Raw genomic sequence first — 26,694 nt, 5'->3', positions numbered from 1 at the left:
CACATATTTAATAGAAATTCGGAACATAATTTATTTTAAAGAGATTCAGGTGGGTTTAACTTAATTGAATCTATCATAACTGTAATATTATTCGAATTACCTTTAACTGATAGTTTCATTTTTTCAAGTTGTACTGTTTTTGAAAAATCTTCATGTCCAATTGAATCAATTAATTGATCTAATTCATTAGTCCATGTAATGTTAGTAGCTTGTATCATCGCTTTAATCGTAGGTTTATCTGCATGGCCATTATACATAATGCCATCAATCATTTTTCCGCCTTCCCTTAACATAACACTTACCCATTTTGCATTTCTATCTGAAACATCTCTTGTTTTTGGATAATAAAATCTATATGTATTAGATTTTTTTTCTAGCTCAAGATTAAATGGGAGAATTTTGACATCCTGAGCAGATAATGTACTCTTTATATTATTATAGTTCTTCAAATATTCTTCTGTTGTCATATTATTAAATGGAATTTTTTCTTTTTCACCTTCAGGATTTTTTTGAGATGTTTCCATTTTATTTAGAGTATCCTTGTGTTCTGTATCTTTGCAACCTAATAGGCTAGCTGCTAACAGAAAAGTTCCTAGTAGAAGGATTTTTTTGGTCATATGAATCTCTCCTTAAGTAGTATAGAAAAATGCAGAAAGAGTAGGTATCCCTAACACTATCTGCATTTTTCATGTTTAGATACTTACTGTGTTTTTGGTATATCGAAAGACTATTATTTATATGATCTAATTGATCTAAGAAAGAACAGCACAATTAGCCCTGAAATAAATAATAAGACTCCATTTATTAATAAGATTAATGGTGGACCATATATATCAGCAAAAAATGAGGAAATAGCTAGAGCGACTGGTGATGCTATACTCGTAAGGGAACCAAGTGTTCCAAAGGTTCTACCTTGCAATTCTGGTGATACTTCAACCTTAATAATGACATTGACTAACAGTGTACAGAACGAAAAAAGTATTCCCAAGAGTAGAATTAAAGGCACTGCATACAGTACTGATGGTGCAAAAGATATTCCTACAAAGATTGGAGCCAATAAAACCATACTAAGAATTATCCACCAACCACGACGATGTAATTTTTTATCAAAAAAGATGATAATTCCTGCGCCTAACATATAACCTATTGGAATACTGGATTCTATTATCCCAAATTCAATAGGATTTGCTTTCCATACTTTTACAGACATTACCTGGATAAGCATTAAAGAAGCGGTGAAAAATGTAATTAAAGTGGGTGAGAGAATAATAACAGACTTAGCAAATGGATTCGTCCATATATACTTAAAGCCTGCAATAAGGTCTTCATGAAATGATTTTTTCACATCGGATTTTTTAATAGAATTAGGAAATTTTCCACTTAACAACACTAGAATAGCAGATAGCATAAAAGTAAATGCGTCGACTGAAATAGCGATGCTGCCACCGAAGGCTGCAACGACAATTCCTCCTATAGCCAGCCCTGATATTCGGGAAACGTTATCTGCGACATTTAATACACCAGTTGCTTGTTGAACTTTTTCTTTTCCTACAATATCGATTAAGGAAGCATGGAAGGCGGGAGATTGAAATAGCCCTGCGCAAGAAGTGAGGGCAGTTAAGATAATAATGAGAATAAATGGTGTGCCAGGAAGTGCAATACAAAGTGCAATACCCAGTATCAAAAGACTTCGTATCATATCTGTTATCCACATTAATTTTCTGCGATCGACCCTATCAGCGACAGTACCTGCGATGGAAGAAAACAACATGCTCATAACCATATGAGTTATAGCAATGGTAGACATTAATTTAGCACTACCGGTGGATTGCAGTACCCAGAGATTTAAAGCAATACTGTGAAATGAATTCCCAAACATTGACAAAGTATAACCTGTAAATACAAATGTAAATGTACGATTTTTCCATATTGTCTTTTTAGAAGAAACAGCAAGAGAAGAATCTAATTCGACTTGTTGTTGCATAGTATGGCCACCTCACAAATTTAAGTATTTAATTTTGAAAATTTGCTTACAAACTAAAAGTGGTGAATTTCAGTAATCAAGTTAATTAGAAGACTAATGAAATAGAATCTTGCTGCATTAGAGTTATATTAATATAAAATATTGTTATTCTGAGGTAATAAAGGCAGCGATGAGATAGATTTAAGTACATAAGTAACTAATATAATCCCTATACATTACTTTTTAATCATAAAAATTTTAAGATATATTACTTTTAAAATTTTTATGAAATCAAATTACATGAAAATAACTACTAATAGCATTATTACATTGGTAGAAGCAAGTCTATAATGTATAGAGAAATTGTTAATGAATATTTAAGGGAGAGCATTTTAACTGTACAATAATGTTTTAACTTTTATATAAGATTTTCAAAAATAAAATATTTCTCCAGATTATTTTGAAATTTCCTTACAACTTTTTCCTAGGTTTTTAATATTTGTAATAACAGAAACTATATTTATATTTTATAGTTAATTTAGGCATATAAGATTGAAATTAGTAGTATAAATGGTGATTTTATTAAAAATCTAGCATTTATTTTAAATACTCCTCTTTCCTGAAAAAATTACCAAATATTTTCAGGAGAATATTACCAAATTAAAAATGTTTTGTCTATATATTTTATTAGTTCTCCATTTTATAAGCTGATTCAATGAAAAGATTTTCTATATTTATCCTCCCTATATAATGACAATTTTTCCCTTACTTCGACATAAATCAAATGGTACAGTTTACAGGACAAACGTAGAACTCACTTGTAGACGTTATTTTGTATAAAAAATAAAAAAACATTAGTTACTAGTTAGGAGAGAAAATCCATTTTAACTATTTTTCAAATGGTACTTAAGGGTAAAGTACTGAATGTTTGAAAATAGCGGAGTAATACTTCTATAGGATGGAGGTTGTCATTTGAAAGAAAAAGATAGGCTTAAATTTAGTAGGAGTAGTGTAAATTTTTCTAAAGATATAATATATCAAATTGTAACTGACAGGTTTTTTAATGGATGTCCATCATACAACCCAAAAGGAGAGTTATACGATGAATCTAGAAGAAATAAAAAGAAATATTTTGGTGGGGATTGGATAGGGATTATCGAAAAATTAAATGCAAATTATTTTACTGAACTTGGTGTGACGTCTCTATGGATATCTCAACCGGTTGAAAATATTTTTACACCAATAAATGATTTGGTAGGAAGTACTTCATATCATGGGTATTGGGCTCGTGATTTTAAAAGAACAAATCCTTTTTTTGGAACATTTGAAGACTTTCAAACATTAATCAAAACTGCTCATGCAAAAGACATAAAAGTTATTATGGATTTTGCACCAAATCATACTTCACCTGCATTACACAATGATGCGACCTATGCTGAAAATGGTAGATTATATGATGATGGATTATTACTTGCTGGATACGATAATGATTACAATCATTATTTTCATCATAATGGTGGGACGGATTTTGAAGAATATGAAGATGGAGTTTATCGTAATTTATTTGATCTTGCAGATCTAAATCATCAAAATATCGTTATTGATTTGTATTTTAAAGAAGCTATTAAACTTTGGTTAGACCAAGGAATAGATGGCATACGGGTTGATGCAGTGAAACACATGTCATACGGCTGGCAAAAAAGTTGGCTAAATTCAATCTATAATCATAGGCCAGTATTTATTTTTGGTGAATGGTATATAAATCCGAATGAGTATGATCATAGAAATATTCATTTTGCAAATAATAGTGGTATGAGTTTGTTAGATTTTAGTTTTGCTCATAAAGTACGTGAAGTTTTTCGAGATGGAATTGATTCCATTTATGGTTTACACAAAATGATTGAAGAAACATATCAAACTTATAATGATGCGAACAATCTTGTTACTTTTATTGACAATCATGATATGGATCGTTTTCACATGAATGGACAAAGTAAACGTGGAATAGAACAATCATTGGTATTTTTATTAACTTCAAGGGGGATACCTTCTATATACTACGGTACAGAACAGTATATGGTCGGGAATGGAGATCCGAATAATCGTGGTCAAATGGAATCTTTTGATGTAAATACAGACAATTTTAAGATAATACAAGCTTTATCTTCGCTACGTAGATTAAATAATGCACTTCCATATGGAACTACTAAGGAACGGTATATAACAGATAATCTCTATGTATATGAAAGATGCTTTGGCAGTGATGTGGTATTAATAGCTTTGAATCGAAATTTAACAGAAGGATATGAAATAAAAGATGTTAAAACAGCACTTCCTTCTAGAAAGTATAAAGATATATTAGAGGGCCTTTTAGATGGTGAGGTAATTACAGTTGAGAATAATAGTATAAATTCATTATGGCTCGGACCAGGATCTGTACATGTTTGGCATCATAAAGGAGTAAATAGTTTACCTTTAATAGGAACTGTGGGACATAAAATGACTATGGTTGGTCAAATAATTTGTATTGATGGATGTGGTTTTACTTCTAAAAAAGGATCTGTATTTTTTGAAGAAGAAGAGGCGGAAGTGATTTCATGGTCACATACTAGTATTCAAGTAAAAGTTCCAGTGGTGAACGACGGTAAATATGGAATTACTGTTGTAACAGATAAAGGAACTAGAAGTAATATCTATAAACATGTGGAGGTCTTAAATAAAAAACAAGTTTGTATTCGATTTGTTATTGAAAACGGATATGAAATACCCGAGAGTGAAGTTTTTATAATGGGGAATACTTATTCATTAGGGGATATGAACCCTTGCAAAGCAGTGGGGCCATTTTTTAACCAAATCATGTATCAATTTCCCACTGGTTATTTTGATATAAGTGTTCCAGCAGATACCTTGCTTGAATTTAAATTTATTAGAAGGGTAAATAAAAAACTACTTATTGAAGGGGGAGAGAATCATCGATATCAGACACCGAGGTTTGGAACGGGGGAAGTTGTGGTAAAATGGCAAACTGCAGAAAAAACTATCCTGGTTGAGACTTAATGATATAAATCTACTTGCTATTAAAAATATTAATTTATATCCATGAGCTATTTCGTTTTGAGGGTTAAATCAAAAATTTATATTAAAGATTTTTAGAGTATAGCTTTGGAGTTGAAAAATCCGTGTTGAACTGTATGATGAGAAGTGAAAAATACAATTTTGGAGGTTGCTATGGTACAAGCTTCTAAAGTGATTACTATTGAAGATTTTTACTCTGAAACACTAGAAAATAGTAGAAAATTATTTGTATATTTACCACCTGGTTACGAAAAGCATTCACAGGAAAGGTATCCTGTATTATATATGCATGCCGGGCAACGTCTATTTGAGCCTTTACTAAAAAATGATGAATCTTGGAATGTCCACAAGACAGCTGATGAGCTAATTCTTGAAGGTAAAATTCAAAAAATAATAATTGTAGGTATAGCACATAAAAGAATTATAGAGAACAATGAGTTTTGCCATTTTATTTCACCAGATAAACATATAAAATGCTCAGGTTTATTATATGAAAAATTTATAATCAATGAGGTGAAACCTTATATAGATGATAATTTCAGAACAATGTCTGACGCTAAAAATACTGCTTTAATAGGTTCTTCAGCAGGAGGTTTATCAACTTATAATATCGGTTTCCGTAATCCTAAAGTGTTTGGGAAAATAGGGATGATATCTCCATTCTTTGTGAAAGTCGAAGATGACCATTCAGAATTAAAATTATATGAGATGTACAAAGGGAAAAAAGACTTGAAAGTTTGGATGGATATAGGTAGTGCAGAAGGCTTTTTCTTGGTGAAACACGTAAGAGATATTGCAGAAACTTTATTAAAAAATGGTTATAAATATAGAGATAATTTAATTTTTTATCAGGATCCAAATGGTGCTCATTTTGAAAAAGACTGGGGAGATCGTATGCATCTTCCATTAATATATTTCTTTGGAGATATAGGGAATATAGTTAATGTTACCTTAGATGGGCGAGATGAAGTTGGATTAACTGGAATGAAGGTGAAAATTAATCCAATTGTGACGTACGATAGTGGCTTTAAAATGAGTGATTTAGATGGTGTGTTTTTAGTCAATAACCCAGACGTATTAGATGTTTTGAATGATGGAACGATTATACCAAAAAAAATAGGAGAAGCCGAAGTCACCTTTGTAACACAAGGTGTAAAGGGAATACCAAAAAAATATAAGGTAATAGAAACATTATCAGAATTTGTAGATGTTTCCGTAACAGTCGAAGTACCTGAAAATACACCAGCTGGTGAACGAATTTATATGAGTGTAGGTATGATACTAGATAGAATAGAAAAAAATCGTTTTGCTGGGAATTTTACAGTGCCAAGGGATCTTGCATGCAAGTTTAAGTTTTCAAGAGGCTTTAGGCTCTTTGAAGTGGATAAATTTGGACAACCTATTCAAAATAGGAAATTTAAAGCTACTAAGGACTTACAGTTAAATTATACTGTCGAGAACTGGATAGGGCTATAAAAATTAAAAGTGTGGGGTGAGTGCTGTAGTGAAAATGAAGGAATTAACACCAACCTTTGATGTTCCTTATTATTATTCATGTTATATACCAATTCTTCACGATAAATTAAAAAGTATGGGTAGTATTAGTTACATGAGCTTAATAGCAAATGAAGAATTATATAGCATACCATCTTACCGTGTGGATACTACTACAGCTTTACCTTCTGTAGCTAGATATACACAGTTGTTAGAACATAATCAAACATTTCGTATGGAGAAAAATGTATATTCTGATTTTGGAAAAGGTCTTCAATTTATAAAAGAATGTCTGAATCGTCAAGAAGTTTTTATTGCCTTAGGAAGTACATTTTTTCTACCTTATAGTAATGATTATTTGAACCCAAAATTTATAAAGAGTCATATAGATATCCATACGGATAAGTATGTTACCGACCACTACTTAGCAATTAACAAACTTACAGAAGATAGTGTATTTGTTCAAGATCCTGTCCCTAATAAATATATGGGAGAGATATCACTTGAGGAGTTTCATTCTTTTTGGAAAGGCGGGAGAGGTATACCTGAATTGGTTCAGGCAAAAGGAATAGAAAGAATCTCATCTTACTCCTCAATTAATGTGATTATAAAGGAAAAAATAAACCTAGAAAATATTAGAGATGTTTTTTTGAGAACATTACAAAAGATATCAAGTGAGTATATTAGAGGTTTAGTTATGAGAAAAAACAATAAGATATATTATTTTGGCAAGATTGCAGCACTTGAACTTAAAGAAAATATAAATACCGATTTTCATAAGCAACGAAACATGTTTCCTTTGTATTTAAAATGTTTATTTGATATGAGATGGAGTAGATATTTTTTATATGACTTACTTATAGATATGAATGATTTATTTAAAGATAAATTTATGCATCTTGCTAGTGACTTAATGGATATAAAGCAATCATGGGAAAGACTGTATAAGATTGCACATATTAAATTATTAAAAAAAGATAGTAACTTAAGTGATCTTGAATCTTTTAATTTGATAATGATGGATGTTATTACTAGAGAGAGTGTATTACATGAGAATATTTTATTTCTTCTGCAACATAATTATAGTCTCCAGTCTTGATAGAGAAGAGATAATTGAGAAGTAAAGTAAGGGAACTACTATGTGTATACTTATGTATCTTAGTAGTAGATGAAAACGTGTATCTAGTGTTCATGTTAAACACTTCTACAGGTGTTGGAAGGAAATCTTCATAGTAAAAAATGATTTATAAAAAGGAGTGCATTTACTTGGAAAATACTAATAAAGAAAAGATTATTCAAATCGTATTGTGCTGTGTTGAAGAAGTGAATGAAAATCTTGAAAATAAAATTGATCTTGAAAAAGGCTTGAAAGCACATCTTTATGATTGGGAAGGGTATTTAGATTCGTTGGGACTGGTATCTTTGCTGGTAAGTATTGAACAAGGATTAGAAGATGAATTGGGTTTATCCGTTGATTTGGTTAATTTAGATACAATGTCACAACATAATAGTCCATTTAAAACAATAGATACATTAGTTACGTATATCATAGAATCCCAGGAAACATTAAAATCACTAACATAGCAAAATAATAAAGGATAAAACTTAAAAGGAGGTTGGGTATGCACATTGATTTTTTATTAGAAAGGTTTGAACTGAACAAAGAATGCGAAGCTATTGTTTGGGAGGATAAAACTTACACGTATGAGTGGTTACTAAATCAAACAAAGATTTATACTAGGGAGTTAAATGAACATAGAAAGATGGAGTATAAAATAGTCTCTTTAGAAGCGGACTATTCTCCATATTCCATAGCAATGTTTTTAGCACTTATTGAATTAGGATGTACAGTAGTACCAATCTTAAATTCCTTGGTTGACAGCAAGAAGAAAGAATACTACGAAATAGTTGAATTAGAAAAAGTGATTAAAGTTGAAAGTGGATGTTTTGAAATCATTAATATGCAAAGAGATTACATTCAAAATGAATTATTATTACAACTGAAAAAGTTAAAACATCCAGGATTAGTATTGTTTTCATCTGGCACAACTGGACGCAGTAAAGCAATTGTACATGACTTTACATTACTTCAAAAGAAGTACAGCGTTGCAAGAAGTGCAAAGCGGGTTATACCATTTATGTTATTTGATCATATTGGAGGAGTTAATACGCTTTTCCAAATTCTTTCTAGCCTAGGGTGTTTGGTAATTATAGATGATCGTACCCCTAATCAAGTATGTAATATGATTGAGAAACATCAAGTGCAAGCTTTACCCGCATCACCAACTTTTATAAATTTACTTATACTGAGTGAAGTTTATAAAAAGTATAAATTAAATAGTTTACAGACTATTTCTTATGGATCAGAAGTTATGCCGGAGGCTACATTAAATAAAATAAACGAAATATTCCCTCACATTAAAATTATACAAATGTATGGCTTGTCAGAATTGGGGGTTTTATATTCACAATCTAAATCGAATGATTCTTTGTGGATCAAACTAAGCGATGGGAATATTGAGACAAGAGTTGTGGATGGAATGTTGCAGGTTAAATCAGTGTCTACGATGATTGGTTATATTAATGCTCCAAGCCCATTTACCATAGATGGCTGGCTTATGACAGGCGATATGGTGGAAGTAGACGGAGATTATATTAAAATCTTAGGAAGAAAATCAGAGCTTATAAATATTGGCGGAGAAAAAGTATTTCCAGCTGAAGTTGAAAATGTAATACAGCTAATGAGTGGAGTAGAAGAAGTCGCCGTAGTTGGTGAAAAAAATGTAATCACGGGGCAAATGGTTAAGGCTGTTGTTAAATTGAATACGAATGAAACTGTAAGTGAATTTAGAAAGCGATTGAGAGAGTTCTGTAAAGATAAACTACCAGTATATAAGATTCCACAGAAAGTGGTTCTAACAACTGAGAAAATGCATACAGATAGGTTTAAAAAAAATAAGAAAGTATTTATGTAATTATAGTTTTTATAATAGGGAGAGGTCGCCTTAGATTAAAATACAAATAAAAAAGTACTTCTATTTAAGTTCTTTTAATTTAGGAAATAGAGTGGCCTGACTTACGTCTGGGATATGTTATCTTATCCTTTTTCGAATTGGCTTGTTTTTAATTTAATTAAAAGTTTCGCATAAATAAGCTTCTCCTTAACACAAATAATGAAGTGTTGGGGAGAAGCTTTATTTTTGTTAGTGTACTTATAAAGTTTGCTGTTGCTTAGTTTTATGATTTAGTAGTAATGTATCTAAGGAAATAGATTGGATGTTAGTTAATACAAAAAATAAAGATACAGCTAAAAATAACTCAAATTCAAACCCTCATATAAATCCTTTATTGAATTTTATGGTAATAATCGGTCCAGCCAAAAGTATAGAAAATAAGGTTGAAATGCATTGGTTTTTATTTTCCAACTTTTAGTTTAATGAAATAAGGTTCGACTTCTCCAGTTTGTATTTGAATATCCTGAATTGCTGTATTATTAATGGAACCTTTAATGGATCCAAATGTTTTATTTAGGATGTGACCAGCGCTTTTGAATCCAACATAATGCCCACGGACCATCCGTGGAAAACATGCACCAAACATACCGTGTACCGATATAATTGATTGAAAATGTAGAATTTCTGTAATTAATGTGCCGATTGTTGTTATCTTCATCTTACTATTTGGAGGTACTTTAATAGAACGCTCAATGGAAGGAGAGGTAATGATTGATTTTGAATTACTTTCTCCCACAAAAGTTGAAATATTAAATTTGTTACCGGATTGAAATTCACCTGACATGATAAAATCTGATGTTAAAGTTAAACCTGTAGTAGATACCGAAGTCCAAGATTGAATATTAGCCCATTGCTCTTTTATTGAGACTACAATTTCTGCTTCTTCATTATTCGGATTAAATACAAATTGTTCCCCTAGGCTTACTTCATTCTTTGAAGGCTCTTCAATATTGCGAAATATAAAAGGGCCAAGCATTTTATAACAAGCGTGACCATAATGTTCAGTAATTGCAGGCTTATTATGAATTGGAAACGTCTCATTATTTACTGCGATTTCATCAGGAAGTATTCCATAAAGATCTTTAAACGCGTCCATTATGGAATCTGTAGTTGAATCTAATGAATCTAGATCTGAAAAAGATAATTTTTCTTGTATAATCATACTAATACTCCTTACTTATCCGTGATTTTATTTATTTGTTTGATCGTGGTGGAAAAGCAATTGAAATATGAGGAGAAGATAAACTAATCGTTTGACAGATACAATAAATAATCACTTTTGAGAATAAATTCCATTTTTCACTGCAGGATTCCTATCAATAAATACTCGTTAGAAATTTATAAATATTTAATTGAATTTTAGGAAAATAGAAGGCTATAATTAATAAATCTAACTAATAAATATTAGAGTTAATTCAGACTTTCTAGGGGATATTAGTAGAATAAAGAATACCATTAACTAGTTTACTCTATATCTCTGTTTAAATTTTGACTATGATGATTCAAAATCAACTAATCTTTATGCTTTAGATACACAACATGGTAGATTTGAAATACTTAATAAAAAAGGAAAACACCAGGGAGAAGTAGACTTCAATTTAAACTCAACAAAACCTGCGGACAAATCTGGGGACATGGTTTGAAAATGGGTTAAGAAAGGGTTCATTTATGAATGAATTAGTAAAAAAAGCAATCCAATATTTTACCACAAAAGAAATGGAATAGGTCAAAACCCATTTGTAAAAATGAATGGATTCACTTTAATTGGCGGAAAACCAATCGTTGGTTGGTATCATAAGTAGAATGTAGATTTGAAATAAAGTTGTACCACTTATAAAAAATATGATGTTTTGAATAAAGTTGCCATGTTTATATAAAAAATTTTATAGATAAGTTTTAAAAAAAGAGTGAAACTAATCTCGTAATGAAAAGAACACTTAACTTATTGAGACGGGAGAAAAATTTTGTAGCTATATTTTAAAATCTGCATTTGAATGAAACTAAACTGAATGTTTACCTAAAGCAAGTACAATAAAAAAACCTTGGATGCAAAAGAACTAAAGGAAACACTCTCTATCGACATCACGCACTATTAAGTTTTGAGTACAACACAAGCTATTTAGTCTTAAGGGGTTAAAGTTAACTGTTTTTGTTAAAGTGTATTTACATGCTAGCTATAGCCTATAAGCAACCATGTAATCAATATAATATGTATAGGTGAATGTATTTGAAACTAGAAGATATTCATACTGATGAAAGGGAATGATGCATTTTATTGGATTAACATAAGAGTATTATAAAAAAAGAAAAAAATAAAGACTGTATAACTTCGCACGAAATACCAATTTTACGAATAATAAGGTATGTAAATAAAAATCTAATACAGTATTTAGGGATTTCGAGCTCAATTACATGAATCTCAGTATATTGGTATGTGTCTATATAATTCATATTTTATATAGAAATCATTAAATACTGAAATATGAATTGAAATTATTCATAGTAAATTACCTTTTACTATATAGGATTTTTTCTTATGTTGATCTAATTAACTCCTCATAATTATGATTAAATTAACCAATTCATGTTAGATAACGAACTTTAAACTGTTTTCATATATTGATTTTTTGTATAAATTTATATATAAAAATTGTTTTATTTTACATACATTTATATGTAGTTTTTGCACTAATTTTTATGGTCATATACAAATTTATCACCTAGTTAGCTAAAATTTTCATTTGACTAACTACACTATACCATTCCGTTTTGAGCATATTTTAGTATTTCATAATTTAATTATGTAAATAAGTTTGTGTAAAAATTGAATTTAATGCGAACTTGTGTTCGCTATTCTTTTCTGTTATAGTATATATGAGGTGATTTTTATGGAATACAGCAAGCAACGTCAAAAATCCGTACATCGTAAGAAATTATACGAGAATTTAAAGGAAATGCCTTTTTACATAGAAGAATTTGTGGAGTACAAAGAATTGCATGATGCCTCTCCCTCCACCCTATTGAATTATGTATATGATTTTAGAGTCTTCTTTAATTGGCTATTATCTGAACAAATTATTGAATTTAAGCCCATTAAAGACATATCCTTCTCTGATTTGGAGAATTTAAAGAAAAAAGATGTTGAGAACTTTATGAGATTTCTAAAACTACAACAAAACATGCAGAATTCCTCTGTTAACAGAAAAATTTCAGCCTTAAAGTCTTTATTTAAGTACCTTACCTCCCTATCAGAAAATGAAGATGGAGAATGTTATTTTTATAGAAATGTAATGGCTAAAATAGAAATACATAAAGATAAAGAAACATTAAATGCTCGTGCAAAACGTATGAGATCTAAAATATTTCATAATGATGATGATCAAGAGTTTTTAAATTACGTTAAGTATGAACATGAAAAATCTTTAACAAAACATCAGTTGTTCTATTTCCTAAGAGATAAAGATCGTGATGTAGCTATCCTCTCCCTCTTTCTTGGTAGTGGTATTCGAGTAAGCGAATTAGCCGATCTTCGTATAGAAGATATAAACTTAAAAGAAAGACTAATTGATGTAATCCGAAAAGGAAACAAAGAAGATTCTGTTTGGATTACCCCAATTGCATTGAATGATCTTGAAAGGTATATGGAAATCAGAGATAACAAATATGCTCCAGGAAAAGAATTAAAAAATGTGTTTTTATCAAAGTATAAACATACTGCACAGCCACTTTCCGTTAGGGCTATCCAAGATATAGTAGAAAAATATACTAAGGCCTATGGCAAAAAAATGTCTCCTCATAAATTAAGACATACATTGGCAAATAAATTATATATGGAAGAAAAAGACTCATTACAAGTCATGCAGCAACTTGGGCATACTAGTCAAGATACAGCTTTGTTATACACTCAACTTGGAGAAACAACTATTAAAGATAGTCTAGGAAGAATAGGAAAAGAAAAAGAATAAGAGTTTAGCAATCTTGCATTGCTAAACTCTTATTCTTTTTCATAGCTCTTATATTAAATGTTATATATATATTCCGCTTAGAATGTAACTTTATTGTGTAAAAAATATATAATTCAAATTAATTGGTATATAAAAACGTTTATTTCATATTTACTTGTCCTTTATGTCTACTTAATCTGAAGTAATATTTGTATCAAATTTATCGTAAGTATCAAAAAACGTTATTCTTTCTAAATAAGCTAGATTAGAAAGAATAACGTTTTTTATGAATCCCATAATTAAAGATGAATTACAATCATTTGACAAGGAATTATAAAGAGAAATTACACCTGTCTTTTCAAAAAAACTTGCAAGAAAACTCGAATTTCACAAGTTTTTTTGAAATATATGCAACAGAACTCTTTTTTATAAGTCAGCTTCATTTTTTTCCCATGCTATATACGCTTATCATGCCAAAAGTTTAATGCAAAGTGCTCTTCTTCATGATATGCTTCAAATTCATAACCTTTTGCTTTTAATCCTTCTATTATTGCTGGTATTGCTGCAACAGATTGTGGATGAATATCATGCATTAAAATAACTTCTTTGGGCTTTGTTGCACCTGTAATTACACTTTCAGCAATTTTTGCCGCTGCAGCATCCACTGGCATGTTACCATATCTCCAGTCTGAAGTATCTATCGTCCAATCCCAAACTCTTAAACCACTTTCTACAACCTTATTACGAAGTGCTTCATTTAATCCAGGCGAAGAACCATAGGGAGGACGTGTTAGTTTTGGTGATTCACCAATAATATTTGCTATTAACCCCTGATTTTCTTTCATTTCATTGACATACTCGCCATTTGTATATAACTTCTTGGAATTGTGTGTCATACTATGCATACCAACATAGTGCCCTTCTGCTTTTTCACGTTTTACTAAATCAGGATACTGCTTTACATTTGCACCAATTAAGAAAAAAGTTGCTTTTGTATCATTTTGTTTTAATATATTTAACAATTCAGCTGTATATTTTCCTGGACCATCATCAAATGTAAGATAAGCAATTTTCCTCACTTGACCATTAAATTGAACTGGTGCAGCCTTATTCCTCTCCACTTTCGACTGTTCACCTGCAAGGTGTACTGCATTTACTTGGCTGGCTACTGCTCTAGCCGGTGAAGTAATTGATTGAAACATAAAATACCCAATTGCGATTGCAATAATAGCCACTATTGTGACTATAACGCTTTTTACATTTAATACATTTCCCATTCTATGAAATTCCTTTCTTTAATAGCATTTATCTATAATACTTCTATTTATATTTAAATATATTCAATTTTTTTCGTTCCTACAAGTAAATATTAATAGACTTTATGAATGGATAGCATCAACATTTTGTGTGCTCTGTGCGCTAAAGATGTAATCCTTGATTTAACAGAGAGTCTAATCCGTCTATTCCACCTACTACAAAAAAACGGGCGGAAATCTCATCGATATGAGAAGAAAACAGTCTTTGATATTTATAGGTGTTGTCTATGAATATAGTGGACTTAAAAAACAAAAGAAGGCTGCATAATCTTTAAAAACGATACCTATTTAGGTTTATTTGGCACGCTCATTTTTAAGAATAAAGAATGTTTTAAGAGTGTTGTAGTTTATTTGAACGAAAGTTCATTTTGTTTCCGTTCTTAAGTTGATGAGCGTGTGGCGATACCCTACATTCATCAACTTAAGAATTTGCACTATTCCTAAAACAAAAAGTTGATTACTATTTTATTACATTTACAAGAGAGGGTGACGTGCTTCTTATGAATATGCATTAAAAACAAGAGTTGTCTTTATTTACCGCTAAAGAAAGAACCGATTTCGCGCATAAAACGTGTAAACCAATTAGCTTGTTCTACTTCAGATTTTGTTACAAGGTCTACTTGTAATGATTTACCTGATAAGAATCCAGGATCTGTACTATCATTAGGCACTATAATCATTTGGCTAATTGTTACACCTTTTTTGATAGGCGCTTCTTGTTCTTTATTCGATACTTTAAATTCTTTTTTATAAACGTCTATGCTCCCCTTTGGCATCGGAAGTGAAACAGCTTGTTTCGTTTGAACTGCTACATCTTTATCTTTTGCATTTTCTATCCGCACTGTTTCATGCCCTTTTACTGCTGAATTTTTTTCATAGGCCTTTTTTACTTCAAAATTCGCAAATCCATAATCATATAATTTCTTTGTTTCATCAAAACGTGCTGTATGAGATTTTGTTTTAATCACTACAGAGATAAGACGCATACCGTTTCTTTCTACTGTGCCAGTGAAACAGTCCCCGGCTTCTGGAGTTGTTCCTGTTTTCAAGCCATCAACACCTTCGTATTGCTTAATTAAACCTTTTAACATCCAGTTCGAGTTCGCCATATCAATTGGATACTTGCCGCCCTTTTGGAATGTTTTTTTCGGGATTTTTGCTGTTTCTAATATTTGCGGGAAATCTTGAATCAAACGTTGTGCTAAAACCGCACAATCTCTTGCAGACATTTTATTTTTGTCATCTGGAGTTGTCCCTTCAGGATGCTGTCCTTTTAAATCAAAGTTTGTTAAGCCTGTAGAGTTTACAAATTTATAATTTTTCAATCCAAATTCTTTCGACTTATCGTTCATCATTTTTACGAAATCGACTTCTTTTCCAGCAATTGCTTCAGCTAAAGCAATTGTCGCACCATTGGCAGAGCAAATTGCCATTGCCTCGTATAGTTCTCTTACCGTATAATAACCACCGTTTTCTAGGGGCACATTTGATAATGAGCGATCTTGTGAAACTTCGTGTGCGTATTTAGAAACTTTAATTTTCTGATCCCACTTAAGTTTCCCTTTAGCTATAGCTTCACTAACTAAGTACTCACTCATCATTTTTGTCATACTAGCAATTGCTAATAGTTCATCCGCATTTTTTTGATACAAAATTTTCCCGGAATCTGCTTCTACTAATATTGCTGCACCTGCTTCAATATTTAATGCAGATCCTGTTTCTGCTGATACACTTCCATATGTAACAAACATGCTACAAAATAGTGTAAGCACTGTTACTATTGCAATGAATCTCTTGCAAAACATACCTCTCACTTCTGTTACCTCCAATATCATGTACTCAAAAAACGTTATTCTAACATAATCCGCCAAAAAATAGACAGTGTTATCAAATCCTATATAAATATAAGACATTAGAATCCTTTTTAAATAGACCATCTCATCTCAATCTTTTAGGCGCTAACACGAATCAGTTAGTCTCCTGCAGTTTTATCACCTTAACGATTAGTGGTCCCTGCAAATTCTTCAAGAGTCATACCGATATCCACATGTTTTTAAGGATTACACTTAATAGACAATCTAAGTAATACATTTGTTCCACATTCACAAAAAAATGAAATCAGTGTGCACCGCATATGGTGGTATCCTATTAAAGAAAAGGTATATAAAATTTATTAAATCCATATGAGAATAATTACTAGTCCCCATTACAACAGAAATCATCCTTTTACCATCCTGTTTTGCTCCACTTTCCTTCTCGTGTAATATATACATCATACTGATTTTTATTTAATACATTTAATACATTTAAGGCTGATTCTAATGAAATCTCATGTTCAGCAGATTTACTACCATACCACACGAATACTTTATGTCTCATTTTTTCACCTCCGAAAATTTAATAAGTCTAAAAAATCTATGTTTAAGCAACGTTTTGTTCACATTGCCTAATCTTTTTAATAAATTATTTGTCATCCCTTTTTTCTTAACTCACCTTGAGTTTAAAGTAGATTATTTAAATTAAAAGAAAGATAAATTAAAGATTTTATAAAGAAATAGGAAACTTCTATATAAGAAATTTCCTATTTTAAAAGTATAGCTTGATAGAGATGTGGAAGAATCCCAAAAGTTAATAAAATCCTTAATGTTTTAGCTTCAATTGGAACTATATGCATTTTTTTATTAGTGTTGTTATTAATTATTGGTGTTATTAGATACGGGAATTATGACTAATAGATGAATTGAAATATTGGGCATTATTAACAAAGCATGGAGTGACAGTGATTGTGAATTATTTACATGTTGGGGTTGCACTTTTAGGAACTTTATACTGCCGTCGGGCGCTTTAATGGAGCCACTAAAAAGCCTAATCTAATAGCCTCTATTTTTATTTTTGTATGATAAAAAGAAGTAAGTGGAATAAAGCACGTGTTTTATTTTTTAAACGGAGGATTTTAAATGTCTGAAAATTTTAAAGGAATTAAAGAGTCTTCTGAGGATAAATGTTGAACATTCCCACTTTTATCATGGAATAAATGATTAAGGTAGGTTCTAAAATAAAGAGATACATTTTTAATGTGTCTCTGTTAGAGTGAAAAATAATTAATAATTTTTCCCTTTGCCACACCCTTTTCTCTCCACTAATAAAAAAGCTAGAGACTATCTATTTCAATAGTTAATCTCTAGCCCTTTACTGGCATAATTAAAAGTTAAAGGATATCGGATTTTTATAATCTTAATATATGACCCCTTTATTTTTAGATTATTAATTGTTTTAACAATATTACTCAAAATAGCTGAATGTATTATCTGTAATCATTTACAAAAATTAACAAAACGGATATTAACCGTCTTTGTATCCCATTGGCTCAACTTTAAAAATAGTTTCTCGATCTTGATGGCGATGTGGAGGGACCTCAGATAATAATAGCTTAATTTTTAATAAAGTTCATTTATACCGTCTACTAAGCAATTTAAACTAATCTTCTACTCAAACTGAAGCTTATTAATAAACCTCACTAGTATGTTTGAAGGTTGCTTGTCGTTACAAAGAAGCCATCCATAAGAAAGAGGCTCAAGGTTAGGTACATCTAATTCAATGGAAACTATTTCTTTTTGATTATTTAATAGATTATGTTTGAATGAATAATCCAATCCAATTGTAATAGCTAGTTCTTGCTTCACTGCATTTTCTATTGCTTGCGTATTATTAGAGATGAATAATATATCCACATTCCCATGCTTTGAAAATAATTTTTTAATGCTGTCTCGAATGTATTCATCATCATATAAAACCAAAGCCTGATTTACTAACTGTTCTGGTACAAGGATTTTCTCTAATGCAAGTGAAGAATTTTTATTAACTCCTACAACTATTTTAGCATCAATAATTTTATTAAATGTAAAATTATTGTTCCTCTCTCTAAACTTCTCTGAAGATGCGATAAATCCAATATCAATCTCACCTTGTTGAAGGTCTTCTAGTATTTTTTTATGATCCTTTTCATAAACCTTTATATTTACATAAGGATGCTCCTTTTTGAATTTCGAAATAATATTTATTAGTACATGCATAGGCCCAGGGATTGTCGCAATTCTTAACTCCCCGTTTAAAGTATGATTGTAGATTTGCGCTTCTTCTTTCAATTCTTTTACTTGTAATAGAATACCACTAGCTCTTTTTATAATTGATTTCCCCTCGGAAGTGGGAACTGCCCCCAACCCCCGTGAACGTGCGAAAAGTTTTACTCCCAGCTCATTTTCTAACAAAGAAATAGATTGACTAATTGCTGATAAAGTAACGTGAGACTGGAGTGCAGCCTTAGTAAATGATCCAGTATTCGCTACCGCTACGATATACTCCATTTGTTCAAAATTCATCTTAATACTCCCTTTATTAAGATTTACTTAATTATTAGTAAATATATCTAAATTTTAATGAATTATAAATAGAGTTACAATACAGATAGTTGTTATTAATCTTTCAATTAATAACAATTTTGTATAAACACATTTAACATTCATTATATAAAGATAAGGGAGTTGGATAACAATAAACCCGATAAGAGTCGCTGTTATCACAGGTGGAGCCAGAGAAATTGGTAAAGGAACTACATTAAAGTTTTCTCAAAAAGGGGATCAAGTTGTAATAGCTGATTTTAATGCGGAGCTAGGTAATGCAACCGCTATAGCCATTCATGAAAATGATGGTGAAGCAATTTTTGTGAAAACAGAAGTTTCAAAGTTTAAAGAAGTTGAATTATTGATAGAAAAAACTGTTCAAACTTTTGGGAGAATTGACATTATGTTTAACAATGTCGTTATTGGCTATCCCACTCCTGTTTTAGACTAAGACTTGAATGATTACCATCGTATCATTAATATCAATCAACACGGCCTCTGTTTTTGGTTTTCTAGTATCAACAAGTACTTATGCTTACCACGCTTCAGAGGGTGCTGTTATTATGATGACAAAATCAGCTACTTTAGAATTAACTGATTATGGAATACGAATATTTGCAATTACACCAGGAGTTGTTGATACACATATTAGGTAGCGGGGAAATTCATAGAATGGACGGAAAAATAATTGGAAATCAGTTAATAACCTTCAAGCAAATTGCTGGTTTTGTTTATTTATTATCATTAGAGAAAGCAAGTGCAGTTAATGGTAGTGTTGTTAAGGTAGATTCAGGATATGCATTATTTAATTAAGCATTATGAATATAATTAAAAACTCTTTACTGTCCAAAAAAATTTATAAGAATACTAAAGATGTTTACTAATCAAATGGAAAGTAGGTACTATATATGTGCGGAATAGCGGGATGGGTTGATTGGTCAATAGACCTTTCTAAACAAAAAGAAACTTTAAAGAATATGACAAATTCTATTATACATCGTGGACCAGATGCAGAAGGATTTTGGTTCTCTGAACATGCGGCTTTTGGTCACCGTCGCCTTATTGTAATTGATCCTGAAGGTGGTCTACAACCCATGTTGTATAAAGATGGGGAGACAACTGTCTCATTAACATTTAATGGAGAAATTTATAACTACCAAGAGCTACGTATTGAATTAGAGCATTTAGGCCATGTATTTCAAACAAAATCAGATACTGAGGTATTATTACACGCATATCTAGAATGGAAAGAGGATTGTGTACAACATCTTAATGGGATCTTCGCCTTTGGTATTTGGGATGAGAAATTGCAACGACTCATGTTAGCTCGTGATCATTTAGGGGTGAAACCACTCTTTTTTGCACAACGTGATAATTCGGTTATTTTCGGATCTGAAATAAAAGTATTACTTTCTCATCCAAATGTACAAGCAGAGGTGGATACAGAAGGACTTTCCGAAATCTTTTGTCTTGGGCCAATGCGAACACCTGGCCATGCAGTATTTAAAGATATACATGAAGTACGCGGGGGACACTACATTCTGTTTACTTCTAATAAAACTGAAAGCAAGCAATACTGGAAACTAAAAAGTAAACCACATACAGATAATATAAATACTACAGTTAATACAATTCAATCTATTTTAGAGGATACAGTAAAACGACAATTAGTTGCCGATAGACCCGTGGTTACTATGTTATCTGGAGGCTTAGATTCCAGTGGTTTAACTGGGTTAGCAGGAGATGAATTCAAACAAATCGGAAAGACACTTCATACTTATTCTCTAACTTTTACAAATGAAGAACGAGATTTCGAAGAAGATTTTCTTCGCCGCGATCGAGATGAACCTTGGGTACAACGTGTATCTGAGCATGTTGGAACACAACACCACTCTTTTGAATTAGGATCAGAAAAGCTCATTGAAAATTTATTAGTTCCAATGAGGGCTCGTGACTTACCAGGTGTTGGAGAACTTGAAACATCTCTTTATCTTCTCTTTAGAGAAATGAAAAAAGATGCTACAGTTGCCCTTTCAGGAGAATCAGCAGATGAAGTTTTTTCAGGATATCCTTGGTTCCATCAAGAAGAGTTTTTAAAAGCAGATATTTTCCCTTGGAATGTAAACTATGCTTATATTACTGAAATTTTATCTGAAGACTTAAAAACCAAAATAAATCCTATCGATTATCAAAAACAACGTTTTCAAGAAGCTGTACATGAAATACCTTTTTTAGAAGGAGAAAATGATTTACAAACAAAACAACGTCAAATGTCCTATATGTTTATTACACGATTCCTACCTTTTATGTTAGAGAGAAAAGATCGTACAAGCATGATGACAGGTTTTGAAGTGCGTGTTCCATTTTGTGACTATCGACTTGTTGAATATCTTTGGAATGTACCATTTGAAATAAAAAGTATCGATAATATTGAAAAGGGAATTTTACGTCGTGCTTTCCAGACTGTTCTTCCCACAGATGTATGTTATCGTAAAAAAAGTGCATATCCAAGTACAAAAGATAACGCCTATTTACAAGGAATTAGTGAATGGATGCTAGACATATTAAACGATAGTACCTCTCCTATTCTACCTCTTATTAACGTAGAAAAAGTCCGTTCGATTGCACTAGGTACAGATGAAATCATTACTGGTAATGAGGCTAGAGGTTTAATTGATTATCTACTTCAAGTAAATAGTTGGCTTCAAGAATACCAAATTAAGCTTATCTAAAACAGCTGTTTACTTTACTGAACAAATTTAATAACTTTATTATTAAATTAACCATTATATTTTTTAGATATTAAGAAGAAAAAGGGCTATTACCTTGTTATGTTTCCAATTGTTAGACACCATTAACAATCAGAAAGGAGTTTCTGATTGTGTTACGACTGTACTGTTTCTCAATATACCAGTACAGTCATAGCATCTATTTTACTTAACTTAAGAAATTTTAAAAATTCACGCACCTTAATTTTTTATTATATATACAATATAGTTAAAAAGGGCCTTTCTATCACAAAAGAAAAAAGCACCCCTCCGGATGCTTTAATATTACTCTCTATATTTCTTCTAAAATACATTTTATCATGTAACGCGCTTGTAATTTTAAAAACGCTCCAAATCCTTAAGTTGATGGAAGTGAGTTGGTACCCCTTAGACTTCTAAATATTAATTACACCTCATCGGAGTGCTAACTCTCTTACATACCTGACCAATACAATTTATATATACATCATAAACGCGTCCACTGCTGTCGCACTCATAATGAGACCTTACACATGCACATTCTCCTGCTTTATTACTTATTCCTAATATTTTCTTTAACATTTTAATCATCCTCTCATTAAAAATATAAAAATAATTATCTAACAAATTAGCACGGATACTTTGTACGAATCGTTTCACATAACTCATTTACTGTACAATCATAGTAGCGATATACTTCTCTTCCACCCTCGCAAGAATACCTTTCGACAGTACAAGAACATACAGGTCTTAATGGTGCTATACCTAGCAATCTTTTTAACATTTTATCCCTCCTATTACATTTAATTGAAAACAACAACTTTAGAATACATTTATTCCCTTCAACTGTCAATAACATTCTGAATAATCAGAAATAAATCACTAGATTTGTTTATATCACACATTAACCAGTTCTTGTTCTAAAATACTATCTAGTTTCATTATTAGTTCACCAAAATTTGATAAATCTGCAATATGCTTAATTTCACCTGACTTGTCGATTAATAATATATAAGGTGAGGTATGGACAAAGAAATCCTCAACTATATCCGCACTTACTATAAAGTGTGCATTTGAACTGCTTTGCATCATGCTACTATCTAATATTTCACTAGAAACAAAGATATAATTAATATCATATTTATTTATAACATCAGGCATCTTCTTAAATAGTTCTTTGCAACTAGAACATGTATTACTTACAAATAAAAGTAAAGTGTATTCATATGCATCTGATGGTACTACTAGTGTTTTTCCTTCCATAGAGTTCTTTTGAAACACCGGTACCTTTTGTCCGACTGCCAATGATTTTTCTTCTATTTGCTTATTTTCACGAATCCGAAAACGATTTAAAAATTGTCCAACTAGCCTACCCAGATATAGTATTAATATAGTTTGGAAGATAACAACAATCCACAATGTGATATTAGAAATGACATACCATTTTTCACTCATTTTTTAAGTCCTCTCCTGATAATTTGAACTAACTCAATTTTTTGTTAAACGGTCTATTCGTAAAGAAATATTATATAGTTGTATCATATTTATTCCTATTAATATAATTATCCAACTAGTAAATACTAAAGTAAAATACTGAAAATTAAAGATATCAAGCACAAATTGATTAGTTTTTAATAAATGATCTAAGCTCCCTAATGATACCGGATACATTAATAAGATTACCGAAACAGCACCAATACAAAGATTCCTAACAACTAACATCCATGATAATTTATGATTTCCTAATACACCGCCACATCCACAAGATATTTCCTTTCTTCCTCTAAGTAAGTTTACTAAAATAGCAACAGAGTATACAAGAAGTAGTAGTACTGCACAAATTAGAGTAAATCTATGAAACAACCCTATAAACAAGCATATACTTATAAATAATTCTGCAAAAATTTCTATAATAGTAAATAACCTAATTTGATTCTCAGGAATAATCTGATATTCTTTTATAATCAATTGATGGATATTAAATTTCTTAATTTTATCAATGCCTGTACTAATAAATAAAGTCGCAATTCCAATTTTCATCATAAAAAACAAAGAAATCATTTTTATTCACCTCATATTTTTAAATAACTTTATCCTCCTTAATATTTCTCATCTTTTCATAATGTGAGAAAATTCCCTTATGATACGAATTTTGATATATTATTGTTCCTTTATTATCAACTAGGGTGAATGTTGGAAAAGTATCTATATCTAAGGAAGTAAAAAAGCTCTCATTTTCCTGTATCTTGACAAAGCCTTTATAATCTGTGTTTTTTTTATTATCACCTGACAATTCAAATACCTTTTCAATATTTATTAGTGGTATTTTATAGATATCGTTATTCTCCTCAATCATTTCTATTAATGCTTGTTTACAAAAAGGACATGTAATTGACGTAAATGCAATTATAGTTATATCTTCAAAATTCAAATGTTTTTCTAAGAAATATCTTTTCATATTTACTCCCATAAGATTATTATCCTTATAACTAAAATTCCCACTCTCTATTAATGGAAGTAAATCTATTTCCTTTTTTAAAAAATGTATCTGCCTCAATACAATGCACAATAGTAATAACCAAACACAAATGAACATTAAAAGTATCGACATCATATTCCTCCTTTTTTAATTTTTAAAAACTCCCTTTTACCAGTTCTTTATGCTCCATATACCATTTCGATTGTGAAACGAATAACTCTTTATATATACCATCTAAATGTAAGAGTTCCTGATGTGTACCTCGTTCAGCAATTCTTCCTCGTTCCATTACAATAATTTCATCGGCCAACCACGCTGCCCCAAGGCGATGAGTAATAAATATGACAGCCTTATCACTGGAATATCGAAAAAACTCCTCCATAATCTCCACTTCAGATTTTGGATCAAGAGCAGATGTTGGTTCATCCAATACTATAAGATCACACTCTCTAAATAAACATCTAGCTATCGCAATCTTTTGCCATTGTCCCCCTGAAAGTTCATTTCCTCCATCGAAAAACCTTCCCAATCTTGAATCATATTGATTAGGTAGACTTTGAATGTGGTTTTCTAATCCAACCCTTTTTATTACTTCTTTTAATTTTTCTGTATCGGCTAACTCCTCTAAATTTCCAAAACCTATATTTTCTCTTACCGTAAATTCAAAGCGATTAAAATCTTGAAATAGAACGGAAATTTTCTTGAAATATTTGTTTAAATCTATCTTATTTAAAGGCATACCGTTCACATGTACCATAGATGAATCCGTCTCATATAAACCTGTTAAACATTTTATTAAAGTGGTCTTTCCTGAGCCATTTTCACCAATAATTGCAATCTTTTTACCAGGTGTAATTTTTAAATTAATATCTTTCAATATTCGTACATCTTGATTAGGATAAGTGAAATTTAATTTTTGAACACTTATTTCTTGAATACCATGAATCTCTTCTTTATCTTCCACGTCATCAATTTCAGGTAAAGAGATAAAAGATGAGAACTCCTTAACATATAATAAATTCTCATAAATATTTGATATAGATCTAATTAGACTACTTAGACTGGCTTGGATGTTTTGAATGGCTTGTAAAACTGCTACTAATGACCCTACTAACACTCTTCCTAATTTCATTAAGTATAGGAGAAAAGCACTAGTTAACGCATATACCAATACAAGTATAATTTCTGAAGCAAATAACCAAAATGTTTGTTTCTTTAATAAATTTATCTCCTCCAGATTATTTTCTTGATATTTTTGACGCCATTTTTTAATTAGAAAGCTTGTTATTTGAAATAAACGTAGCTCTTTAACACTCTCTCTTCTATATAATAGGTTAGATATGTAAAACATTTCTCTATTTACTGGCGTTAAATTCCTCATTAATTCATATTTAGATGAACCATTTTTTATTTCAATAATAAATAAGGGTATGATTCCAATAAATAATATAACTACCAATACCCAGTGGATATTTATTAAATAAACTAATATAGAAATTAGTGTTATACATTCTTTTAACAAGTTAGAAGAACTTGTTACATTATTTACGATACGCTGATCAATACCACTAATCATCTGAAGTTTATTTTGAAATTCGGGATTTTCAAAATGTATGTATGCTAACTTTTCCATTTTATTAAATGTGATTTCTTTGATATGCAAACCAATTTTTTGATTAATATATTTATCATTAATAATACTAAGATGTTCTAAAATATATTGAAGTAGAAAAGTAGCCAATTGACACGCTAAATATACAAATACTTGTTCTAAGTTACCAGAATGATTTATAAATTTTGCTGCTTCGTTTATTAAACGCTCAAAAAGAAAAATGTTAATAACTGGTATAAAACCTTCTATAACTCTAATAAACACTAAAAATATTAAATGACTTTTACATGACCTCCAAAAAACACCTGCAGAATAAAGAAATAATGACATATTATTCAATCAAACAGCCCCTATAATAATAATGAAATAGACGAAAAATTCTTAATATAAACAATATATTACAGTACTTCTTCTATAACGTAAATAATCATTTTACTTTATTTTCCACAAAATAAAACTTCCTGCTTGAGAAATTATTGTTCCTTGTCCATTTATAAGTTTTGTATTAACTTCATAAGTTCTTGCAAATTCCATATAATCAACTAGTTCAACCGTGTGATGAATTAGGTGTCTCAATTAATCTAAGTATGAATATTTCCATTATATGTATTATCCATCTCAATCACATACCCTTCCCTTTAAATGATTAG

At 30.7% G+C, this 26,694-nt stretch carries 19 protein-coding genes and 4 pseudogenes; 11 read left to right on the top strand and 12 right to left on the bottom strand.

What is annotated here, in order from left to right; translation table 11 throughout:
- Positions 1-35: 35 nt before the first annotated feature.
- Both MHB70_RS27005 and MHB70_RS27000 read right to left on the bottom strand, forming a co-directional pair.
- Entirely contained in the window at positions 36-617 is a 582-nt protein-coding gene (locus MHB70_RS27005) for a hypothetical protein (protein ID WP_000162402.1), read from the bottom strand.
- 113 nt (positions 618-730) lie between these two features.
- Positions 731-1,984, bottom strand: a complete 1,254-nt coding sequence (locus MHB70_RS27000; RefSeq protein ID WP_061530400.1) for an MFS transporter — start codon at positions 1,982-1,984, stop codon at positions 731-733.
- A gap of 951 nt (positions 1,985-2,935) precedes the next feature.
- On the opposite strand from MHB70_RS27000, the gene MHB70_RS26995 reads away from it, so the two are divergent.
- From MHB70_RS26995 to MHB70_RS26975, 5 genes are all read left to right on the top strand, one after another.
- Entirely contained in the window at positions 2,936-5,020 is a 2,085-nt protein-coding gene (locus MHB70_RS26995) for an alpha-amylase family glycosyl hydrolase (RefSeq protein ID WP_061530401.1), read from the top strand.
- A gap of 171 nt (positions 5,021-5,191) precedes the next feature.
- Entirely contained in the window at positions 5,192-6,514 is a 1,323-nt protein-coding gene (locus MHB70_RS26990) for an alpha/beta hydrolase (RefSeq protein ID WP_061530402.1), read from the top strand.
- Positions 6,515-6,542: 28 nt separating this feature from the next.
- The gene (locus MHB70_RS26985; RefSeq protein WP_061530403.1) at positions 6,543-7,631 is read left to right on the top strand and encodes a hypothetical protein; all 1,089 of its coding nucleotides are present in this window, start codon (positions 6,543-6,545) and stop codon (positions 7,629-7,631) included.
- Positions 7,632-7,798: 167 nt separating this feature from the next.
- Positions 7,799-8,116 carry a hypothetical protein gene (locus MHB70_RS26980; protein ID WP_061530404.1) on the top strand — a complete coding sequence of 106 codons (318 nt, stop codon included), beginning with the start codon at positions 7,799-7,801 and terminating at the stop codon, positions 8,114-8,116.
- A gap of 38 nt (positions 8,117-8,154) precedes the next feature.
- Positions 8,155-9,507 (top strand): ANL family adenylate-forming protein, encoded by a 1,353-nt coding sequence (locus tag MHB70_RS26975; protein WP_061530405.1) that lies wholly within the window; start codon positions 8,155-8,157, stop codon positions 9,505-9,507.
- Between the two features lie 439 nt (positions 9,508-9,946).
- On the opposite strand, the gene MHB70_RS26970 is transcribed toward MHB70_RS26975, so the two are convergent.
- Positions 9,947-10,708 carry a hypothetical protein gene (locus MHB70_RS26970; protein ID WP_061530406.1) on the bottom strand — a complete coding sequence of 254 codons (762 nt, stop codon included), beginning with the start codon at positions 10,706-10,708 and terminating at the stop codon, positions 9,947-9,949.
- 352 nt (positions 10,709-11,060) lie between these two features.
- Between MHB70_RS26970 and MHB70_RS26965 the strand changes: the two are divergent.
- The 3 genes and pseudogenes from MHB70_RS26965 to xerS form a co-directional block, all read left to right on the top strand.
- Positions 11,061-11,189: pseudogene (locus MHB70_RS26965) on the top strand (colicin E3/pyocin S6 family cytotoxin); the annotation flags it as partial.
- A gap of 55 nt (positions 11,190-11,244) precedes the next feature.
- A pseudogene (locus MHB70_RS26960) lies at positions 11,245-11,345 on the top strand (DUF4879 domain-containing protein); the annotation flags it as partial.
- A gap of 1,089 nt (positions 11,346-12,434) precedes the next feature.
- Entirely contained in the window at positions 12,435-13,511 is a 1,077-nt protein-coding gene (xerS, locus tag MHB70_RS26955; protein ID WP_061530407.1) for a tyrosine recombinase XerS, read from the top strand.
- Between the two features lie 434 nt (positions 13,512-13,945).
- Here the strand turns inward: xerS and MHB70_RS26950 are convergent, their stop codons facing one another.
- A complete protein-coding gene (locus MHB70_RS26950; RefSeq protein ID WP_061530408.1) occupies positions 13,946-14,767 on the bottom strand; it encodes a peptidoglycan-N-acetylglucosamine deacetylase in 822 nt (273 codons plus the stop codon).
- Positions 14,768-14,926: 159 nt separating this feature from the next.
- On the opposite strand from MHB70_RS26950, the pseudogene MHB70_RS26945 reads away from it, so the two are divergent.
- Positions 14,927-15,074, top strand: a pseudogene (locus tag MHB70_RS26945) (IS4 family transposase); the annotation flags it as partial.
- Positions 15,075-15,336: 262 nt separating this feature from the next.
- On the opposite strand, the gene MHB70_RS26940 reads toward MHB70_RS26945, so the two are convergent.
- The 3 genes from MHB70_RS26940 to MHB70_RS26930 all read right to left on the bottom strand — a co-directional run bounded on the left by MHB70_RS26940 (position 15,337) and on the right by MHB70_RS26930 (position 19,185).
- Positions 15,337-16,620, bottom strand: coding sequence for a D-alanyl-D-alanine carboxypeptidase family protein (locus MHB70_RS26940; protein ID WP_061530409.1), 1,284 nt, complete (start codon positions 16,618-16,620; stop codon positions 15,337-15,339).
- A gap of 412 nt (positions 16,621-17,032) precedes the next feature.
- A complete protein-coding gene (locus MHB70_RS26935) occupies positions 17,033-17,185 on the bottom strand; it encodes a hypothetical protein (RefSeq protein ID WP_230306537.1) in 153 nt (50 codons plus the stop codon).
- 1,106 nt (positions 17,186-18,291) lie between these two features.
- Complete coding sequence (locus MHB70_RS26930; RefSeq protein ID WP_061530410.1) at positions 18,292-19,185, bottom strand: LysR family transcriptional regulator; 894 nt, start codon at positions 19,183-19,185, stop codon at positions 18,292-18,294.
- A gap of 172 nt (positions 19,186-19,357) precedes the next feature.
- On the opposite strand from MHB70_RS26930, the pseudogene MHB70_RS26925 reads away from it, so the two are divergent.
- Together MHB70_RS26925 and asnB are read left to right on the top strand one after the other, a co-directional pair.
- Positions 19,358-20,019: pseudogene (locus MHB70_RS26925) on the top strand (SDR family NAD(P)-dependent oxidoreductase).
- 95 nt (positions 20,020-20,114) lie between these two features.
- Positions 20,115-21,938 carry an asparagine synthase (glutamine-hydrolyzing) gene (gene asnB, locus MHB70_RS26920; protein ID WP_061530411.1) on the top strand — a complete coding sequence of 608 codons (1,824 nt, stop codon included), beginning with the start codon at positions 20,115-20,117 and terminating at the stop codon, positions 21,936-21,938.
- 643 nt (positions 21,939-22,581) lie between these two features.
- Here the strand turns inward: asnB and MHB70_RS26915 are convergent.
- From MHB70_RS26915 to MHB70_RS26895, 5 genes are all read right to left on the bottom strand, one after another.
- Positions 22,582-22,737, bottom strand: coding sequence for a hypothetical protein (locus tag MHB70_RS26915; RefSeq protein WP_000919787.1), 156 nt, complete (start codon positions 22,735-22,737; stop codon positions 22,582-22,584).
- A gap of 113 nt (positions 22,738-22,850) precedes the next feature.
- On the bottom strand, positions 22,851-23,408 hold the full coding sequence (locus tag MHB70_RS26910; RefSeq protein ID WP_061530412.1) for a TlpA family protein disulfide reductase: 558 nt from the start codon (positions 23,406-23,408) through the stop codon (positions 22,851-22,853).
- Between the two features lie 33 nt (positions 23,409-23,441).
- A complete protein-coding gene (locus MHB70_RS26905; protein WP_053446106.1) occupies positions 23,442-24,014 on the bottom strand; it encodes a MauE/DoxX family redox-associated membrane protein in 573 nt (190 codons plus the stop codon).
- Positions 24,015-24,033: 19 nt separating this feature from the next.
- Positions 24,034-24,564 (bottom strand): thioredoxin fold domain-containing protein, encoded by a 531-nt coding sequence (locus tag MHB70_RS26900; RefSeq protein ID WP_061530413.1) that lies wholly within the window; start codon positions 24,562-24,564, stop codon positions 24,034-24,036.
- Positions 24,565-24,586: 22 nt separating this feature from the next.
- On the bottom strand, positions 24,587-26,374 hold the full coding sequence (locus MHB70_RS26895; RefSeq protein WP_255298220.1) for an ABC transporter ATP-binding protein: 1,788 nt from the start codon (positions 26,372-26,374) through the stop codon (positions 24,587-24,589).
- Between the last annotated feature and the right edge of the window lie 320 nt (positions 26,375-26,694).

Origin of the sequence: Bacillus sp. FSL M7-1020 (assembly GCF_038050415.1) — a bacterium.
GTDB classification, from domain to species: Bacteria; Bacillota; Bacilli; order Bacillales; family Bacillaceae_G; genus Bacillus_A; species Bacillus_A toyonensis.
The sequence above is the reverse complement of the archived record's forward strand: the minus strand, read 5'-3'. Positions and strand labels throughout refer to the sequence as shown.

Bases quoted from the DNA above. Each gene is read 5' to 3' on its own strand.
- MHB70_RS27005 (WP_000162402.1), bottom strand. From the start codon at position 617: ATGACCAAAAAAATCCTTCTACTAGGAACTTTTCTGTTAGCAGCTAGC.
- MHB70_RS27000 (WP_061530400.1), bottom strand. From the start codon at position 1,984: ATGCAACAACAAGTCGAATTAGATTCTTCTCTTGCTGTTTCTTCTAAA.
- MHB70_RS26990 (WP_061530402.1), top strand. From the start codon at position 5,192: ATGGTACAAGCTTCTAAAGTGATTACTATTGAAGATTTTTACTCTGAA.
- MHB70_RS26975 (WP_061530405.1), top strand. From the start codon at position 8,155: ATGCACATTGATTTTTTATTAGAAAGGTTTGAACTGAACAAAGAATGC.
- MHB70_RS26970 (WP_061530406.1), bottom strand. From the start codon at position 10,708: ATGATTATACAAGAAAAATTATCTTTTTCAGATCTAGATTCATTAGAT.
- xerS (WP_061530407.1), top strand. From the start codon at position 12,435: ATGGAATACAGCAAGCAACGTCAAAAATCCGTACATCGTAAGAAATTA.
- MHB70_RS26950 (WP_061530408.1), bottom strand. From the start codon at position 14,767: ATGGGAAATGTATTAAATGTAAAAAGCGTTATAGTCACAATAGTGGCT.
- MHB70_RS26935 (WP_230306537.1), bottom strand. From the start codon at position 17,185: ATGAGACATAAAGTATTCGTGTGGTATGGTAGTAAATCTGCTGAACAT.
- MHB70_RS26930 (WP_061530410.1), bottom strand. From the start codon at position 19,185: ATGAATTTTGAACAAATGGAGTATATCGTAGCGGTAGCGAATACTGGA.
- asnB (WP_061530411.1), top strand. From the start codon at position 20,115: ATGTGCGGAATAGCGGGATGGGTTGATTGGTCAATAGACCTTTCTAAA.
- MHB70_RS26915 (WP_000919787.1), bottom strand. From the start codon at position 22,737: ATGTTAAAAAGATTGCTAGGTATAGCACCATTAAGACCTGTATGTTCT.
- MHB70_RS26910 (WP_061530412.1), bottom strand. From the start codon at position 23,408: ATGAGTGAAAAATGGTATGTCATTTCTAATATCACATTGTGGATTGTT.
- MHB70_RS26905 (WP_053446106.1), bottom strand. From the start codon at position 24,014: ATGATTTCTTTGTTTTTTATGATGAAAATTGGAATTGCGACTTTATTT.
- MHB70_RS26900 (WP_061530413.1), bottom strand. From the start codon at position 24,564: ATGTCGATACTTTTAATGTTCATTTGTGTTTGGTTATTACTATTGTGC.
- MHB70_RS26895 (WP_255298220.1), bottom strand. From the start codon at position 26,374: ATGTCATTATTTCTTTATTCTGCAGGTGTTTTTTGGAGGTCATGTAAA.